Consider the following 16,432-nt stretch of genomic DNA (forward strand, 5'->3'; position numbering starts at 1 on the left):
GTCAGCGCTTCAGCACGCGGGTCAGCACGGTCTGCTGCGCATCGTTCATCGCCTTGGCGGGATCGACGCCGCCCTGCAGCACGCGGATGACCTGCTCGATCACCACCTGCTGGATCTCGGGCGCCTTCACTTCCAGGCCCTGCGGCAGCGCAGGCACGCTGTTGGCGGTCTGCTGGTCGTACACCGTGATCCAGGGCCACTTGGCGACCTCTTCGTCGGAGCGCGGCACGTTGATCGCCACGCTGGACGCGCCGTGGATCAGCTGCAGCTCGCGCTGCGCCTCGGGCGTGAGCATCCACTTGAGGAAGGCGCCCGCAGCCGCCTTGTTCTTGCTGTTGGCGTTGATGCTGATCGGCGCGAGGATCATGCCCTGCGCGCGCGTGGGAAACGGCGACGGCCCGGCGCCCACCTCGAAGCCCTTGGCCTGCGTGGCCAGGTTGGCCGCGACGCCGCCGTTGTCGATCTGCATCGCGATCTTGCCCTCGGCGAACATGCGCCGGTAGGTGGCCGCGTCGGCGCCCTTGGGCGTGGCGGCGGCGTCGTACATCTTCTTGTACGCGGTCACGCCCTCGATCACCTTGGCGCTGTTGATCGTCGGGTTGCCCTGCTCGTCGGACCAGCGACCGCCGAAGCCGTAGACGTAGTTGCACAGGTCATACCAGAAGCCGCCGCGCTCGGCCATGGTGGCTCGGTAGGCGTAGCCGTAGTTGCCGGCGGCGGTGGCGGCCTTGGCCGCGGCCAGGAACTCGTCGAAGTTCGCCGGCGCCTTGCCCTTGAGCAGGGCCTTGTTGAAGACCATGGCGTAGTTGCTCACCTCGAACACCACGCCGTAGCGCGCGCCGCCGACCTTCATGTACTTGTCGGGACCGGTGAGCGGAAACGCGCCGTCGGCGATCACGTCGTCGATGGGCGCCAGGCGCTTGGCGTTCACCGCGGCATAGAACTCAGGCAGGTCGAAGCGCACGAGGTCGGGGCCGGCGTTGCCGCCCATCTGCGTGAAGATCGTGCTCGCGAACGACGAGAACGGAATCGTCACCGGCTGGATCTCGACCTTGTCCTGGCTCTGGTTGAACTTGCCGATCCAGGCGCGCATCTTGTCGCCGCGCGCGGGCTCGGCAAAGCTGGCTGCAGCGAAGGTGACGACCTGCTTGTCGGCCGCGTGGACGGTGCCGACACCAGACAAGGCGAGTGCGGCCAGGCCGGCGAGCCCGGACAAACGCGCGAGGGCCGAACGGCGACCTGGGTGGCCTTGGCCTTGGCCTTGGCGGCTTTGAAATTGGCGAGGGTTCATGTCTTTCTGTCTCCTGGTCGGCAGGGCCTGCCGGTCACGTCTGTGCGTTGATGGAAAGTTGGATTAGCGCTGCTTGTTAGCGGTAACTGTTAGCGCTAACATTGAGAACTGTAGTCTCACATCGGCGCAGGCGCCTGCGGGATTTCCCCTAAATCAAGGTGTGAAGAAGAAGGCCGTGCCGACGGTCACGGCGGTCACTGCATGACCCAGCCGCCGTCGACGTTCAGCGTCTGCCCGGTGACGAAACCGCTGCCGTCGGCGGCGAAGAACAGCATGGCGTTCGCGATGTCGTCGGGCGAGCCGCGGCGCTTGACCGACTGGTGCTCGAGCACGAAGCGCTCGTAGCCCTGCGGGTCGGGATGGATCTTCTCGGCGTCGGTCGGAAACGCGCCCGGCGACACCGCGTTCACCGTGATGCCGTGCGGCCCGAGCTCGCGCGCCATGGCGCGCGTCATGCCCAGCAGCGCGCCCTTCGACGTCACATACGGCAGCAACAGCGGCCAGCCGCCGTACATCGTGATGCTCACGACGTTGATGATGCGTCCGTGCTGCTGGCGCTTCATGTGCGGCAGCGCGGCCTGCACGCAGACCAGCGCCGCATCGACGTTCACGCACTGCACCTGGCGGTGCTCCTCGACGCTGTAGTCCTCGATGGCGCGCGACGGGTAGATGGCCGCGTTGTTGATGAGCACGTCGATGCCGCCGATCTCCTCGAACAGCGCCGCCAGCTGCAGGCCCAGGCCGCGCGCGTCGGACAGGTCTGCGCGCACGAAGCGCACGCGCTCACGCACCGCCGCCGCCTCGTCGCTGCCGGCCGCGAGCAGCCGCTCGCCCTTGGCCGTGTCGATGTCCAGCGCGTGCACCTGCGCGCCGGCGCGTGCGAAGGCCCAGGTGATCGCGCTGCCGAGTCCGCCGGCCGCGCCGGTGATGAGCACCTTGCGCCCTGTCATGTCCATGGTCGTCATGTCTTCTGTCTGTCTGCTTGTTGGGTTGGAAGGTGCCGCTCAGGGCAGGTTCTCGCGCACCGCGATGCCGGCGCGCACCGGGTCGACGCCGGCCAGCGCATCGCGCCCGGCGCGCAGGTTGGCGAAGATGCGCACGCAGTTCATCACCTCGGTCTGCGGGTTCTGGTTGATGACGGCGTCGAGCGTGCCGTCGATCAGCAGGGCGCGCGTGTCGGGCGTGATCTCGTGGCCCACGAACACCACCTTGTGTTCGAGCTGCGCCTCTTTCAGCGCGCGGCCGATGCCGTCGGAGGCGCCACCGATGTTGTAGAGCGCCACGAGGTCGGTGTGCTGGCGCAGCAGCGTGCGCGTCTGCAGGTAGTTCTGCTGCGCGTCGTCCTGGCCTTCGCGCAGGCCCACCACCTGCAGGCGGGGAAACTGTTCGGCCAGCACCTGCAAAAAGCCGACTTCGCGCTCTTCGTGGCCGCGGTAGCTCAGGCTGCCGGCGATCAGGCCGACCTTGCCGCTCTCGCGCCCCAGCATGCGCCCGAGCAGGTAACCCGCGGTGCGCCCCGCGGCGCGGTTGTCGATGCCCACGTAGGCGGCGCGACGCGAGCCCGGCAGGTCGGACAGCAGCGTGAGCACGTGCACGCCCTCGGCCACCAGCGTGTCCACGGCCTCGCGCACCCGCGGGTGCTCCAGCGCCACGAAGGCAATGCCGTCGCACTGGCGGCCCTGGCGCAGCAGCCGGGCCGCGAGCACCTCGGCGTCGAAGCCCTCGATCGCCACGCGGCGGCAGCGCACATTGAAAGGTTCGAGCTGCTTCTCGACGATCTCCACGTGGTCGCCGAGCATGCGGATGAACTGGTTGGTGCCCGCAGGCAGCACGAAGCTCAGCGCCATCGGCCGTGGGCGGATCACGCGGTGCAGGTTTTCTTCGGGCAGGTACTGCAGCCGCGCCGCCGCCTTGACGACGCGCTGCACGGTGGCCGGGCGCACGCCCTTGCGCGCATGCAGCACGCGGTCGACGGTGGCCTTGGACACGCCCGCCTCGCGGGCCACGTCTTCGAGCCGCGCGCGGCCGAAACCCTCGTCGGGCGCAGGGGTCGGGTCTTTCATGCCACCGAGTATTCCTGCTGCGGCCGTCTCGCGCACACGTTCCAGTTCCATCGCGGCGCCGCTCAGTCCCACCGGCCCGTGACCTTCGGGTATTCGGCCTCGGGCTGGGTGCAGATGGCGCGCACGCGCGCGTCGAAGGCCTCGATGTCGCCCTGCCCGTCGAGCACGGCGAAGCGCGTGGTGTAGCGGCGTTCGTCGCCGTGTTCCAGCCAGATCAGCTCGCCACGCTCGCGCGCAAAGGGCTTGCCCAGCACGTGGTTGGTGCTGGGCTCGATGCCCATGGCGTACTGCCCCTTCTGGAAGTTCTGCCACTGGAACTGGCAGGGAAACTCGTCGCGGTTCACCTCGACCGACAGGCCGATGCCGCGTCCGCCGTCGAAGCGGTCGTTCACCAGCGCGACCGGAATGCGGCCCTGCGCATCGGCCGCCATCGCATGCTCGTACACCTGCTCGTGAAAATCGTGGCGCGGGCCTACCTGCGTGCGGTAGCCGGCCGACTGGCGCTGCAGTGCCTCGGCATGCGCGGCCCACGGCGTGTGGCGCACGGGCGCGATGTAGCGGCTGCCCTCGTCGAGCACCGGATGCCCGACGTTGATGTGATAGCAGAACATGTGCGGCGTGCGATAGAAGCCGTGGTTCACCACGCGGTCGTGCAGCGTGAACGCGCGATCGCCGACACGCGCCTCGATGCGCCGCACCAGGTGCAGGTCTTCGCCGAACACGGTCGACTGCTGGATCACGCCCTCGCACCACAGGATGCATTCGTCGCCTTCCCAGCGCTCGCCGTAGCCCGTGAGCCGCGCCGGGATGTTCGCCACGCGGCCGTGCAGCCCGCTGTTCACCGCCTCGCGCGGGCCGTAGTGGTAGTGGCCGGCGGGGTCGCGGTCCATGAACAGCGTGTGGTCCAGCCCGCAGGTCACGAGCAGGCCCGAGAACGAACGCAGCCAGCCCAGCCCGCCCTCGTCGGCGTTCTCGTGCAGGCCGGGGTGGCGAAAGCCCGTGGGCGACTGCCAGCCGATGGCCGCGCCGCGGTACTCGCAGGCGCCCACATCCATCGCGCGGTCGACCAGCACATGGAACGCAAAGCCCGCACCGGTGCGGAACTCCAGGCAGCGGATGCCGCGCTCCACGCCGTCGCCGAGCGTGACCAGCCGCACGCCCGCGAACTGCGACAGCGTGCCCGCGTGCTCGCGCAGCGACTGCCGGGTCCAGCGGCGTCCGTACAGCTGCGTCACGCGCCCGCCTCCAGCAGGCGCGTGTCGAGGAACTGCTTGGCGCGCGGCACGTCGGACTCGTCCAGGTGCTCGATGATGATCGGGATGTTCGGGTGGTGCTGCGACAGCCGCTTCAGGTACAGGTCGTAGTTGAGCGCGCCCAGGCCCGGCGCCGGCAGCTCGATCTCGCCCACGCCGCGGAACTGGTGCGCCTCGGAGGCGTCGATGTCGGCGAACTTTTCGCCCTTGTCGGTGCCGCTGCTGCGCTTGACGTCCTTGGCGTGTGCAATGCGCACCTTGTCGCCGAGCGCGTCGAACATCTGGTTGAGCACCTGGTCCATGCGGTCGATGTTGTGCGTCTCGAAGTAGTTGGTCGGGTCCATCAGCAGGCCCAGGCCCGGGTGGTTCACGTCGGCGAACAGGCGCAGCGTTTCCTCCACCGAGCCGATGATGTTGTTCACGTAGGTCTCGACCAGGAACACCGCGCCGTGGTCGTACGCCTCCTGCGACAGCTCGCGCACCACCTTCACGCAGTCTTCGTAGGCGCGCTCGGTCTTGTTGTCGGGGTGCGAAGACCAGTCGCTCTCGGGATTGACCGTGCCGGTCTCGCTGATCACGAAGGGCGTTCCGCAGTCGCGCGCATGGCGCAGCGTGGCCTTGAGGTAATCGTTGCGGCGCTTGCGCTCCGCCGCGTCGGGATGAACGATGTTGGTGTACGCCGAGATGCAGCTGATCGGCAGGTTGTGCGCGCGGAAGGTGTCGCGCACGCGGTGGCACTTCTCGCGCGTGATCGCCTCGGGCGTGGAGAAATCCATGTCCTTGAACGCGAGGTCCAGCTGCACCGTGTTGAAGCCCTGGGCCTTGATGCGGCGCGCCGATTCCTCGAGTGCATAGGGAAAGTAGCCGCTGAAAATTCCGACTTGAATCATGTCGCTTGTCTCCTGTGGGTTGTTCTGCAAACGCCGCCGTCGGCGGCCCGGGGTCTCACACGCCGTAGTCGGACAGCGCCACGGCGCGCTTTTCTTCGAGCGAGCGGTAGCCCGCCTCGACCAGTGCCATCGTCTTCACGTTGTCGGCCACGTCGAGCAGCGGCGGCTCGCCGCTGTGCAGCGCCCATTGCAGCTGCTCCATCACGCCGGCGAAGGCCTGCGGGAACCAGCGCGTGCTCCATTGCGGCTGCACCCAGGCGCCGCCGGTGCTCCGGCGCGAGGCAAAGCGCAGCGTGCTCGGGCTGCCCTCGGGGTAGTCGGGCCAGCCGATGGTGCCCTCGGCCACGCCCTCGGTGCCTTCGACGCGCCACTTGATGTAGATGTCCGATTCGAAGCCGTCGCCGTGCGGCCCGGTCCACACGTCTTCCAGGCTCACCGCCATCACGCCGCTGCGAAAACGCAAGGTCGAGCACACGATGCCGTCGCGGTGCGCGAAGCCGGTGCGGGGGTCGGGCCGCGCCGCGGTGTAGATGTCTTCGGGCTCGCCGAACAGGAAGCGCAGCACGTCCAGGTGGTGCACGCTCATGTTGGCCAGCGTGAGCCGGCCGTAGCCGCGCAGGAACTCCTGCCAGTGCGGAATGGCGCGCATCTCGATCGTCGCGAGCACCGGCGTGCCGAGGTCACCCCGATCGAGCAGTTGCTTGAGCACGCGCATCGACTGGTCGAAGCGCATGTTCTGGTTGACCGACAGCAGCTTGCCGGCGCGGCGCGCCTCATCAGCGAGCGCGCTGGCCGTCTCGAGGTCGAGCGCCAGCGGCTTCTGCGCGAGCACCGCCTTCACGTGCGGCTGCGCCAGCGCCAGGCGGATGAGCGCGGGCTGCAGGTCGGGCGGGTAGGCGATGTCGACGATCTGCACCTGCGGGTCGCGGATCAACGCCTCGGGGTCGTCGTGCACGGTGGCAATGCCGTGGCGCTGCGCCACCTCGGCGGCCTTGGCGCGCGTGCGCGAGGCGATGGCCACCACCGGGAAACCAGCCTCGCGGTAGGCCGCGAGCTGCACGTCCGCCATGATGAAGCCGGCCCCCACGGCCCCGATGCGGAACTCGCGGCAGCGGATCGGCGCGTCGGGCACCAGGCCTTCGAGCCCGCTCATTGCGTGCGCTCCACACGGAAAGTCGTTTGCCGACACGGCAACCACATCGCCCGATTCTTCATGCTTGTCTCCAGCTTCTTTGTCGCAGATCGAGGCAGTCGTTGTGCTGCCCTGCGACGAAGATTAAGGGACGGTGCTGCGCGGCTCAACGCAGCGGCATGAGGTGTTTTGAGGTGAGGCCGGATCGGCGCCTCAATCGATCTTGATCCCCGCCGCCTTCACCACATCGGCGTACTTCTTCAGGTCCGCCTGGATTTGCTGGCCGAATTCCGCCGACGTGTTGCCCACCGACGTGATGCCGAGCTTGGCCAGGCGCTCCTTGACCGCCGGCTCGTTCACCACGGCGTGCAGCTCGCGCTGAATGCGATCGACGATGGGCTTGGGGGTTTTGGCGGGCGCGAGCAGACCGATCCACGAACTCGCCTCGAAGCCCGGCACGGTTTCATCCACAGTCGGCACGTTGGGCAGCGACGGCAGCCGCTGCGTGCTCGAGATCGCGATGGCGCGCACCTGCCCTTTCTCGATGAATGGCAGTGCGCCGGCCACGGCGGTGTAGAGCATCGGCAGCTGGCCGCCGACCACGTCGGTCAGGGCCTGGCCGCCGCCCTTGTAGGGCACGTGGATGAAGTTGGCGCCGGTCTTCACTTTGAGCATTTCCGCGGCGATGTGGGGCGTGCCACCCGTGCCGGAGCTGCCGTACGACAGGCCGCCCGGGTTGCTCTTCGAGTACGCGATCAGCTCGGGCAAGGTCTTCGCGGGCACCGAAGGGTGCGTGACGATGACGAGCACCGCATCGCCGATCTTGCTGACGGGCACGAAGTCTTTCACGGTGTCGAACGGCACTTTCGCGAACACGTGCGGGTTGATGACCAGCGTGCCGTCGAAGCCCAGCACCAGCGTGTAGCCGTCGGGCGCCGCGGCCGCAACCATCTGCGTGCCGATGTTGCCTGAGGCACCGGGCCGGTTGTCGACCAGCACCTGCTGGCCCAGCCGCGCACCGAGGCGCTCGGCCACGACGCGCGCGCCGGTGTCGGTCACGCCGCCGGGCGTGAAGGGCACGACGAGGCGGATCGGCTTGTTCGGGTAGTCCTGCTGCGCGTGCGCCGGCGTGGCGGTGATGCCAATGCCGATCGCGAGCGCGCTCGTGGCCGCCATGGCCAGCGCCAGCACGCTGCGGCGGGGAATCTTGCAGATGTTCGTCATGGGTCTTGTCTCCGTTCTTTTGTTGATTGAATCTTCAGCGCGCCCAGCGTTTTTCGAAATCCCACACGTCCTGAAAGCCGATGAGACCGCAGAACTCGTTGAAATCGAACAGCGGCACCTCGGGCGCCTGGCTGACGCCGCTGTGCTTGAGGTGGCTCAGCGCGCGCTCCATCGCGGCGGCGGCCGACAGGCTGGTGAGCGAGGGATAGATGGCCAGCGCAAAGCCGATCTCTTCCAGCACCGTCGCGGGCAGGATCGGCGTCTTGCCGCCATCCGCCATGTTCGCCAGCATCGGCGTGTCGAATGCGGCGCAGGCCTGGCGCATCTCTTCTTCGGACTGCGGCGCCTCGAAGAACAGGATGTCGGCCCCGGCTTCGGCGTACGCCTCCAGGCGGCGCATCGCCTCGTCCACCCCGAGCGAGGCGCGCGCGTCGGTCCGGGCGATGATGAGGAAGTTGTCCTTGTCCTCGCGCGCCTCGGCGGCCACCTGGATCTTCTCGACCATGTCTTGCGTGGGCACGCAGCGCTTGTTGGGCGTGTGGCCGCACTTCTTCGGAAACTCCTGGTCTTCGAGCTGGATGGCCGTGACGCCGGCCGCCTCGTAGCCGCGCACCGTGTGGTGCACGTTGAGCAGCCCGCCGTAGCCGGTGTCGGCATCGGCGATGACTGCCCCCTGGCTCGTGCGCACCAGCGTCGCCATGCGGTCGAGCATCTGCGTGTAGGTGGCAATGCCCGCGTCGGGCAAGCCCAGGCTCGAGGCGGTGAGCCAGTAGCCCGTGCCGTAGACGATGTCGAAGCCGACCTTGTTCGCCACAGTCGCGGCAATCATGTCGTGCAGGCCGGGCGCGACGATGAACTCGCCGCGGTCGAGCTTCTGTCGCAGGATGGGGTTCGCCATGCCCGCTTACTCCGCCGTGATGCCGCCGCGCTGCGCGACGAGCGACCACTTCTTCGTCTCGCTCGCCAGGAAGGTGCGGAACTCGGCCGGTGGCGTGAGCGTGATGTCGGCGCCCTGGTCATGCATCTGCTTTTGCACCGCGGGGTCGGCCGTGACTTTCTTCAGGTCCTGGTTGATCTGCGCCACGATCGGCGCCGGCAGGCCGGCCGGGCCGAACAGGCCGTACCAGCTCAGCGACTCGACACCGTTCAGGCCCGCTTCCTTGAAGGTCATCGCATCGGGGAACAGCGGCATGCGGCGATCGGCCGCGACGCCCACCACGCGCAGCGCGCCCGAGCGCACGTGCGGCAGCGCCGTGAGCACGCTGGTCACGCCCATCGGCAGGTGGCCGCCGATGATGTCGACCATGATCGGCGCGCCGCCCTTGTAGGGCACGCCGGTCAGCTTGAGGTGGCCGACCTGGCGGATCAGTTCGCCGGTCAGGCGCGTCTGCCCTTCCGAGTAGCCGCAGCCCAGCTCGTCCTTTCGCGCCGCGGCCAGCAGGTCGGCCAGCGTCTTGTAGGGACCGTTGGCCTGCACCACCAGCACCGAGGGCGAATTCGCGATGTTGGTGATGGGCGTGAAGGCCTTGTCGGTGTCGTAGGGCAGCGACTTCATCAGCACCGGGTTGACCGCGTGCGAGCCCACCACGAGCAGCAGCGTGTGGCCGTCGGGCGCCGCGCGCGCGACGGTGCTGGAGCCGATCACGCCGTTGGCGCCGGTGCGGTTGTCGACCACCACCGACTGGCCCCACAGCTCCGACAGGCGCTGCGCCATGAGGCGGCCGACGATGTCGGTGCCGCCGCCTGCCGAGTACGGCACCACGAGGGTGACGGCCTTGCTCGGGTACTTGGCGCCTTGCGCGAAGGCGCCGCCGCCCGAGCCGATGGCGGCGAGCGACGCGAGGCCGGCGAGCATCTGGCGCCGGTTGGGATGAGGAAGGTGAAAGGTGGGGTTCATGCAAGTCTCCGGGTGTTGTCTTGTGTGTCTTTCTCACGCTGGCGGCGCAGCCAGGTGATGGCGCGGCCGCCGAGCGGCTTGCGCAGTGCGTCCTGTGCGAAGTCGACCGCCGCGAGCAGGCCGGCGAGCGAGATGCCGGTGGCGAAGCCGCTGCGCTCGGCCATGAGCACGAGGTCTTCCGTCGCCACATTGCCGGCTGCGCCGGGCGCAAATGGACAGCCGCCGATGCCGCCGACGCTCGCATCGAAGCGGCGCACGCCGGCTTCGAGCGCCGCCCATGCATTGGCCACGCCCATGCCGCGCGTGTCGTGCAGGTGCACCGCGAGGCGCTCGATCGGCACCACGCCGCGCAGCGCCGCCACGCGCGCCTTCACCTGGCCCGGCGAGGCCGAGCCGATGGTGTCGGCGATGACGATCTCGTCGGCCGCCGCCGCATGCATGCGGGCCGACAGGCGCAGCACGTCGTCCAGCGGCGTCTCGCCCTCGAAGGGACAGTCGAAGGCCACGGCCACATAGGCGCGCGTGCGCAGGCCCAGCGCACGCGCGGCGGCGATCGTCTGCTCGCTCACCTCGGTCGCCTGGTCGAGCCCCATGTTGATGTTCTTGCGGTTCATGGTCTCGGTGGCCGAGAGCACGACGGCGATCTCTTGCGCGCCGGCCGCGTGCGCGCGCTCCAGCCCCTTGAGGTTGGGCACCAGCACCGAGGTGCGCAGCGCCGCGAAGCGCGCCTGCACCAGCGGCACGAGCTCGGCGGCGTCGGCCATCTGCGGCACGGCCTTCGGCGAGACGAAACTGGTCGCCTCGATGCTGCGCAGGCCGGCCTCGACCAGCAGTTCGATGAGTCGCAGCTTGCCTTCGGTGTCGACGTGGACCGCCTGGTTCTGCAAGCCGTCGCGCGGCGCGACGTCGGTGATGTGAATCGCTTCCTTCGCGCTCATGCAATCGCCCCTTCGGCGCGCAGCGCTTCGAGCTTGTCGGGTGCGTAGCCGACGAGGTCGACCAGCACCTGTCGCGTGTTTTCACCGAGCGCCGGCGGGCAGGTGAACGCCCTGCCCTGGTCGGCCGCCGACAGCTTGATCGGGTTGCCCGGCATGCGCACGCGCTCACCGGTCTTCAGCGGCACCTCGACCACCATGTCGCGCGCCAGCACCTGCGCATCGTTGAGCGCCTGCTCGAAGTTGTTGACCGGGCCGCACGGAATGCGCGCCTCGCGCAGGCGTTCGAGCCAATGGGCCGTCGGTTGCTTGCGCATCGCTTCGCCGACCACCGCATCGATCTCGGCCTTGGCCGCGAAGCGCACCGGCTGCTGGCGGTATTCGGGCTTGCGCAGCGCCGGCAGGTCGATGAACTCGACGAAGCGATCAAAGAACGGATCGCCGATGCAGGCAATGATCACGTGCCCGTCGGCCGTCGGGTAGCTGTTGTACGGCACATGCACGAAGTGGCCGTTGCCGATGCCTTCGGGCACGTGGCCCGACAGCAGGTGCATCGTCGCCATGTAGTTGAGCAGCGAGATCTGCGCATCGAGCATCGACACGTCGACGTGCTGGCCCTTGCCGGTCTGGTCGCGCTCCACCAATGCAGCCAGCACGCCCATCGCGCCGAACATGCCGCCGCCGAGGTCGCCGATCGGGATGCCGCTGCGCGTCGGGCCCGTCTCGGGCGTGCCGGTGATCGACATGCCGCCGCCCATCGCCTGCACCACCTGGTCGAAGGCCGGGCGCTGCGTGTGCGGGCCGGTCTGGCCGAAGCCGGTGACCGAGCAGGTGACGATGCGCGGGTTCACGGCGGCAAGCGACGCGTGGTCGATGCCCAGCCGTTCGGTCACGCCGACGCTGAAGTTGTCGAACACCACGTCGGCCTTGCGCACGAGGTCCAGAAACACCGCCTTGCCGGCCGGCGTCTTGAGGTCGACGCACACGCTCTGCTTGTTGCGGTTGAGCGTGAGGTAGTACGCGCCCATGCCGTCGCGCGAATAGTGCGGATCGTTCTCCAGCAGGCGGCGGGTGCCTTCGCCGCTGCCGGGCGGCTCGACCTTGATGGTGCGCGCACCGAGGTCGGCCAGCAGCATGGTGCCGTAGGGGCCGGACAGCATGTGCGTCAGGTCCAGCACGGTGATGTGTTCGAGTGCCACGTTCAATGTCTCCGAAAGGTTGGCGAATGCCCCAGCTATCGCAGGGGGCGTGCCAGCGCCCGGAACGCGCGCAAGTGATTGATTTGAAAGGGATTGGCGTTCCGCCGACTGTCAATCGACGTTGCATTGCGACATCGATGAAACATCACTATGTTTCAATGCGACATGCCCAGCGACCGCGCTTCCCCTCACTTTTTCCCGGCTTCCGTGCGCAGCGGTGAACTGCCGCGCCTGTGCTTCCTGAGCTACCGGCAGATCCGCGGGTTCGCGATGCCGGTGGTGGCGGAGTACACCGGCCGCGCCGAGATCGAGGTGGTCGACGGCACCTTCGGCGACGCGCTCGCCATCGCGCGCGATCGCCTCGAGCGCGGCCTCGTCGATGCCTTCGTGAGCGCGGGCTCGAACGCGAGCATCCTGCGCGCCGGCCTGCAAGCGCCCGTCGCCACCATCCAGCTGAGCGGCTTCGATCTGCTGCAGGCGCTCATCAAGGCGCGGCGCATGTCCAGCCGCGTCGGCGTCGTCATGTACGGCCAGACCATTCCCGAACTCGACGAGGTGAAGGACCTGCTCAACATCGAGGTGGTGCAGCACGCCTACCAGACGCCCGACGACGCGCGCCAGCGTTTCGAGCAGCTGCGGCGCGAGGGCTTCGAGGTGATCGTCGGCTCCAGCCTCGTCGTCGAACTCGCGGAACAGGCCGGCCTGCACGGGCTGCTCGCCTACTCGCTGGGCAGCGTGCGCAAGGGTTTCGAAGACGCGCTCGAACTCGCGCGCGTGGCGCGGCTCGAAGCCGGCCGCTACGAGCAGCTCAACGGCGTGCTGCACAACCTGCAGGAGGCCGTGCTCGCGGTGAACCGCGACAACCGCGTGATCGCGGTCAACCCGCCGATGCAGCAGCTGCTCGGCCCGCCGCACGCGCGGCTCATCGGCCAGTCGCTGGAGGCGATCGAGCCCGAGCTGTCGCTGCAGCCGACGCTCGACAGCGGACAGGTCGAGCGCGCCGTGGTGCAGCGTTTTGCGCAGCGCGACTGGGTGGTCAACCGCACGCCGATCCGCGAGCACGGCGAGATCGTCGGCGCCGCCCTCACGCTGTACGACGCGCGCACCATCCAGGAAGCCGACACCAGCCTGCGCATCCAGCAGGGCCGGCGCCAGAGCGCGGCGCGCCACCGCTTCGCCAACCTCATCGGCCAGAGCCCGGCCTTCGTGCGTGCGGTGCAGACCGCGCGGCGCTTCGCGCGCACCGACCTCACGGTGCTGATCGCCGGCGAGAGCGGCGTCGGCAAGGAGCTGTTCGCGCAATCGATCCACAACGAAAGCGTGCGCGCGGGGCGGCCCTTCGTCGCCGTCAATTGCGCGGCCTTTCCCGAAGCGCTGCTGGAAAGCGAGCTGTTCGGCTACGAGGAAGGCGCCTTCACCGGCTCACGCCGCGGCGGCAAGCGCGGCCTGTTCGAGGCGGCGCACACGGGCACCCTCTTCCTCGACGAGATCGGCGACATGCCGCTGCAGCTGCAGACGCGCCTGCTGCGCGTGCTGCAGGAGCGCGAGATCACGCGGCTCGGCGCCACGGCCGCCATTCCGGTCGACGTGCGCGTGATCGCCGCCACGCACCAGCCGCTGAACGACATGATTGCCGAGCGCCGCTTCCGGCAAGACCTGTTCTACCGCCTCAACACGCTGCGCCTGCCGCTGCCGCCTTTGCGCGAGCGCCGCGAAGACATCGCGCCGCTGGCCGAAGCGCAGGTCGACCGCTGCCTGCAGCGGCTGGGCACGCGCCTGGACCCGGTGCGCGCGCTGGCGCCGCTGCTGCCGCGCCTGCGCGCCTACGACTGGCCCGGCAACATCCGCGAGCTGGAAAACCTCGGCGAGCGCATCGCCGTGTTCCTCCTGCAGTTCGACCGCCTCGAGGACGTTCGCTACGACGAGCTGCGGCACGACCTGCCGGAGCTGTTCGCCGATGCCGCCGCCGAGATGGCCGACGACACTGGGCTGAACGCTGCGCGCGTGGCTGCGGCACTGCAGGCCCAGGGCGGCAACCGCCAGGCCGCAGCCCGGCAACTCGGCGTGAGCCGCTCCACGCTGTGGCGCTGGATGCGTGAACACGGCACCGAGGCAGCGGGCTAGAACAGTCCGCGTTGCGAAGTCGTCAAGGCCATGAAGCTGTCCCCCATCGGTTGAAGGATGGCATCGGCGATCGGCTGCAGCTGCCGCGTCAGGTAGTGCTCGTAGTCGATGCGCGAGCGGCGGGTTTCCAGCGGCTCCGGCCCGTTCTGCGTCATGACGTATTGAATCCAGCCGCCCTTCTGATACTGCTGGGGCCGGCCGACGCGGCCGTTGTGGTCGTCGGCAATGCGCGCGGCCCGCACCTGCGGCGGCACGTTGACCAGGTACGCATCGAGCTGGTGGCGCAGGCGCTTGCGGTAGATGAGCAGGTCGTCCTTGGCACCTGCCAGCGTCGACCTTGCATAGTCGGCCACGAACGCCTTGTACGGCTCGCCCTGGAAGATGCGTGACAGCAGGCCTTCCTGGAACTGGCGCGCCAGCGGGGTCCAGTCGCTGCGCGCCATCTCGAGGCCGCGGTACACCATCTCCTCCTTGCCCGCGGCGTCCACGCTCAGGCCCGCGTAGCGCTTCTTGCTGCCGACCTCCGAGCCGCGGATGGTGGGCATGAAGAACTTCTTGTAGTGCGTGTCGACCTCGATCTCGAGAAAGCTCTCCAGGCCCTGCTCGTCGCGCAGCGTGCGCGCCCACCACGCGTTGATGTCGGCCGCAAGGCGGGCCGCGACGGCATGCGCCTCTTCGTTGGTGTGGGTGCGCTTGAGCCAGATGAAGATGGAGTCGGTGTCGCCGTAGATGGCCTCGTAGCCACGCTGCTCCACGAACTCGCGCGTGAGCTTCATCATCTCGTGCCCGCGAAGGGTCACGGCGGACACCAGCTTGGGGTTGAAGAACCGGCACTCGGACGCGCCCAGCACGCCGGCGAAGGAGTTCATGAGCAGCTTCAGCGCCTGCGACAGCGGCTCGTTCTTCGTGCGCTTGGCCTCGTCCCGCGCGCGCCACAGCGTGGTGACGATCTCCGGCAGGCAGTGCCGGTCGCGCGAGAAGACGGTGCCCTGCGGTCCCTGGATGAGCCCGCTCGGGTCGGCGGCGTTCGAGCCCTCGACGAGCCCCACCGGATCGACGAGAAAGGTCCGGATGATCGAGGGGTACAGGCTCTTGTAGTCCAGCACCACGACGGAGTCGTAGAAGCCCGGCTTCGAGTCCATCACGTAGCCGCCGGGATAGGCCTTGCTCGCGATCTCGCCCACGCTCGGCGCCACGTAGCCCATGCGGTGCATGCGCGGCAGGTAGTGGTGGCTGAACGCGGCGATGGAGCCGCCGAAGTGGTCGGCCTGCAGGCCCGTAGCCTGGGCCCGCTCCATCATGAACTGCAGCAGCTTCGCCTTGTCGAAGATGCGCAGCACCAGCTCGCAGTCGCGGATGTTGTAGAGCGCCAGCGCAGGCTTGTCTTCCTGATACCGCCGCTCGATCTCCGCCATCTTGTCGTACGCGTCGCCGATGGCCTTGCCTTCGCCGAGCAGCGCTTGCGAGACGGACTCGAGGCTGAACGACGGAAAGCTCCACACCGCGGCCTTGAGCGCATCGATGCCGTCGAGGATGACGCGGCCCGGCGTCGGCGCGAACAGGTAGCCCTGCTTGCCCGGATGGGTGCGCCACTCGATGGGGCGGCGCTCGCGCCCCAGGAGGAACGGCACGCCGCAATCGTCGGCGGTCTTCTGCAGCACGCGCAGGTCGAACTGGATGACGTTCCAGCCAATGACGACGTCGGGGTCGTTGCGCTCGAACCAGTCGTTGAGCTGCTCGATCATGGCCTTGCGGGTCGGGCAGTAGACGAGCGAAAAATCCATCGGCTCGTCCGGTGCGGACGGCGGTTCGCCGAGCATGAAGACGACACGCTCCGGCATGCCGTCCAGCGCGATCGAATAGAGCCCTTCATGCTGGCTCGTCTCGATGTCCAGCGACACGACCTTCAGCACCGGCCGGAACTCGGGCGCGGGCTTGAGCTTGCAATCGACGATCGCGGCGCCCTCTGCCCGCCCGCCTTCGACCCGCACGCCGGCGGTGATGAAGCGCTCCATCAGGTAGCGGTCGTGCGGGCGCACGTCGGCTTCGAGCAAAGGGATGCCCTGCGCCTGCAGCGCGCGTGCCAGCCGGCCGAGCTGACGGAAGTGCGTCGCATAGACACCGAGGACGGGTTCCTGCTGGAAGCTCTGGAGCTCGAGCTCGCGCAGCTGCACGCCCGGCATGGCCGCGAGGTGGGCTTCCACCGCCGCCCGGTGGCGGACGGCAACGAACGCGACGCTGCTGCGGGAGGTCAGCACCACTTTCCTCGGCCCTGCCTCCGTGGCCAGCCAGTACGCGATCTCGGTGCCGGCGTGTGCATCACGCCAGTGGCGCGTGAGGATGAAGCCGTTGAGGTCGGTGGATGTCACGAGAGCTTGGGGATTCGGGTCGAGGGGAAAGCGGACTTGGGGTGGGGAGATTTTC

The 16,432-nt window shown here is 68.5% G+C and carries 13 protein-coding genes; 1 reads left to right on the forward strand and 12 read right to left on the reverse strand.

Going from position 1 to position 16,432, the window contains the following annotated elements; genetic code table 11:
- Position 1: 1 nt before the first annotated feature.
- The 11 genes from RZE79_RS19870 to RZE79_RS19920 all read right to left on the reverse strand — a co-directional run bounded on the left by RZE79_RS19870 (position 2) and on the right by RZE79_RS19920 (position 11,884).
- Complete coding sequence (locus RZE79_RS19870; RefSeq protein WP_319356214.1) at positions 2-1,291, reverse strand: sugar ABC transporter substrate-binding protein; 1,290 nt, start codon at positions 1,289-1,291, stop codon at positions 2-4.
- Between the two features lie 194 nt (positions 1,292-1,485).
- Positions 1,486-2,256: an SDR family oxidoreductase gene (locus RZE79_RS19875; protein ID WP_319356215.1), complete on the reverse strand. Its 771-nt coding sequence runs from the start codon at positions 2,254-2,256 to the stop codon at positions 1,486-1,488.
- Positions 2,257-2,295: 39 nt separating this feature from the next.
- A complete protein-coding gene (locus RZE79_RS19880; RefSeq protein WP_319356217.1) occupies positions 2,296-3,354 on the reverse strand; it encodes a LacI family DNA-binding transcriptional regulator in 1,059 nt (352 codons plus the stop codon).
- A 62-nt stretch (positions 3,355-3,416) separates the two neighbouring features.
- A complete protein-coding gene (locus RZE79_RS19885) occupies positions 3,417-4,589 on the reverse strand; it encodes an aldose 1-epimerase family protein (RefSeq protein ID WP_319356219.1) in 1,173 nt (390 codons plus the stop codon).
- Entirely contained in the window at positions 4,586-5,497 is a 912-nt protein-coding gene (locus tag RZE79_RS19890) for a sugar phosphate isomerase/epimerase (protein ID WP_319356221.1), read from the reverse strand. The genes RZE79_RS19885 and RZE79_RS19890 overlap by 4 nt, the downstream gene beginning before the upstream one ends.
- Before the next feature lie 55 nt (positions 5,498-5,552).
- On the reverse strand, positions 5,553-6,650 hold the full coding sequence (locus tag RZE79_RS19895; RefSeq protein WP_319356223.1) for a Gfo/Idh/MocA family oxidoreductase: 1,098 nt from the start codon (positions 6,648-6,650) through the stop codon (positions 5,553-5,555).
- A 192-nt stretch (positions 6,651-6,842) separates the two neighbouring features.
- Positions 6,843-7,853 (reverse strand): tripartite tricarboxylate transporter substrate binding protein, encoded by a 1,011-nt coding sequence (locus RZE79_RS19900; RefSeq protein WP_319356225.1) that lies wholly within the window; start codon positions 7,851-7,853, stop codon positions 6,843-6,845.
- Between the two features lie 34 nt (positions 7,854-7,887).
- On the reverse strand, positions 7,888-8,751 hold the full coding sequence (locus RZE79_RS19905) for an isocitrate lyase/PEP mutase family protein (RefSeq protein WP_319356227.1): 864 nt from the start codon (positions 8,749-8,751) through the stop codon (positions 7,888-7,890).
- A gap of 6 nt (positions 8,752-8,757) precedes the next feature.
- Positions 8,758-9,750, reverse strand: a complete 993-nt coding sequence (locus tag RZE79_RS19910) for a tripartite tricarboxylate transporter substrate binding protein (protein ID WP_319356228.1) — start codon at positions 9,748-9,750, stop codon at positions 8,758-8,760.
- Entirely contained in the window at positions 9,747-10,688 is a 942-nt protein-coding gene (locus RZE79_RS19915) for a hydroxymethylglutaryl-CoA lyase (protein ID WP_319356230.1), read from the reverse strand. The genes RZE79_RS19910 and RZE79_RS19915 overlap by 4 nt, the downstream gene beginning before the upstream one ends.
- A complete protein-coding gene (locus RZE79_RS19920; RefSeq protein ID WP_319356231.1) occupies positions 10,685-11,884 on the reverse strand; it encodes a CoA transferase in 1,200 nt (399 codons plus the stop codon). The genes RZE79_RS19915 and RZE79_RS19920 overlap by 4 nt, the downstream gene beginning before the upstream one ends.
- A gap of 165 nt (positions 11,885-12,049) precedes the next feature.
- On the opposite strand from RZE79_RS19920, the gene prpR reads away from it, so the two are divergent.
- Complete coding sequence (prpR, locus tag RZE79_RS19925; RefSeq protein ID WP_319356233.1) at positions 12,050-14,008, forward strand: propionate catabolism operon regulatory protein PrpR; 1,959 nt, start codon at positions 12,050-12,052, stop codon at positions 14,006-14,008.
- On the opposite strand, the gene RZE79_RS19930 is transcribed toward prpR, so the two are convergent.
- The gene (locus RZE79_RS19930; protein ID WP_319356235.1) at positions 14,005-16,377 is read right to left on the reverse strand and encodes a DNA polymerase II; all 2,373 of its coding nucleotides are present in this window, start codon (positions 16,375-16,377) and stop codon (positions 14,005-14,007) included. The two genes, prpR and RZE79_RS19930, sit on opposite strands and share 4 nt — an antisense overlap.
- Between the last annotated feature and the right edge of the window lie 55 nt (positions 16,378-16,432).

It is taken from the genome of Variovorax sp. EBFNA2 (assembly GCF_033802765.1).
GTDB classification, from domain to species: Bacteria; Pseudomonadota; Gammaproteobacteria; order Burkholderiales; family Burkholderiaceae_C; genus Variovorax; species Variovorax paradoxus_H.

Excerpts from the sequence above, each read along its gene's own strand:
- RZE79_RS19870 (WP_319356214.1), bottom strand. The coding sequence starts at position 1,291 with ATGAACCCTCGCCAATTTCAAAGCCGCCAAGGCCAAGGCCAAGGCCAC.
- RZE79_RS19875 (WP_319356215.1), bottom strand. The coding sequence starts at position 2,256 with ATGACGACCATGGACATGACAGGGCGCAAGGTGCTCATCACCGGCGCG.
- RZE79_RS19880 (WP_319356217.1), bottom strand. The coding sequence starts at position 3,354 with ATGAAAGACCCGACCCCTGCGCCCGACGAGGGTTTCGGCCGCGCGCGG.
- RZE79_RS19890 (WP_319356221.1), bottom strand. The coding sequence starts at position 5,497 with ATGATTCAAGTCGGAATTTTCAGCGGCTACTTTCCCTATGCACTCGAG.
- RZE79_RS19895 (WP_319356223.1), bottom strand. The coding sequence starts at position 6,650 with ATGAGCGGGCTCGAAGGCCTGGTGCCCGACGCGCCGATCCGCTGCCGC.
- RZE79_RS19900 (WP_319356225.1), bottom strand. The coding sequence starts at position 7,853 with ATGACGAACATCTGCAAGATTCCCCGCCGCAGCGTGCTGGCGCTGGCC.
- RZE79_RS19905 (WP_319356227.1), bottom strand. The coding sequence starts at position 8,751 with ATGGCGAACCCCATCCTGCGACAGAAGCTCGACCGCGGCGAGTTCATC.
- RZE79_RS19910 (WP_319356228.1), bottom strand. The coding sequence starts at position 9,750 with ATGAACCCCACCTTTCACCTTCCTCATCCCAACCGGCGCCAGATGCTC.
- RZE79_RS19915 (WP_319356230.1), bottom strand. The coding sequence starts at position 10,688 with ATGAGCGCGAAGGAAGCGATTCACATCACCGACGTCGCGCCGCGCGAC.
- prpR (WP_319356233.1), top strand. The coding sequence starts at position 12,050 with ATGCCCAGCGACCGCGCTTCCCCTCACTTTTTCCCGGCTTCCGTGCGC.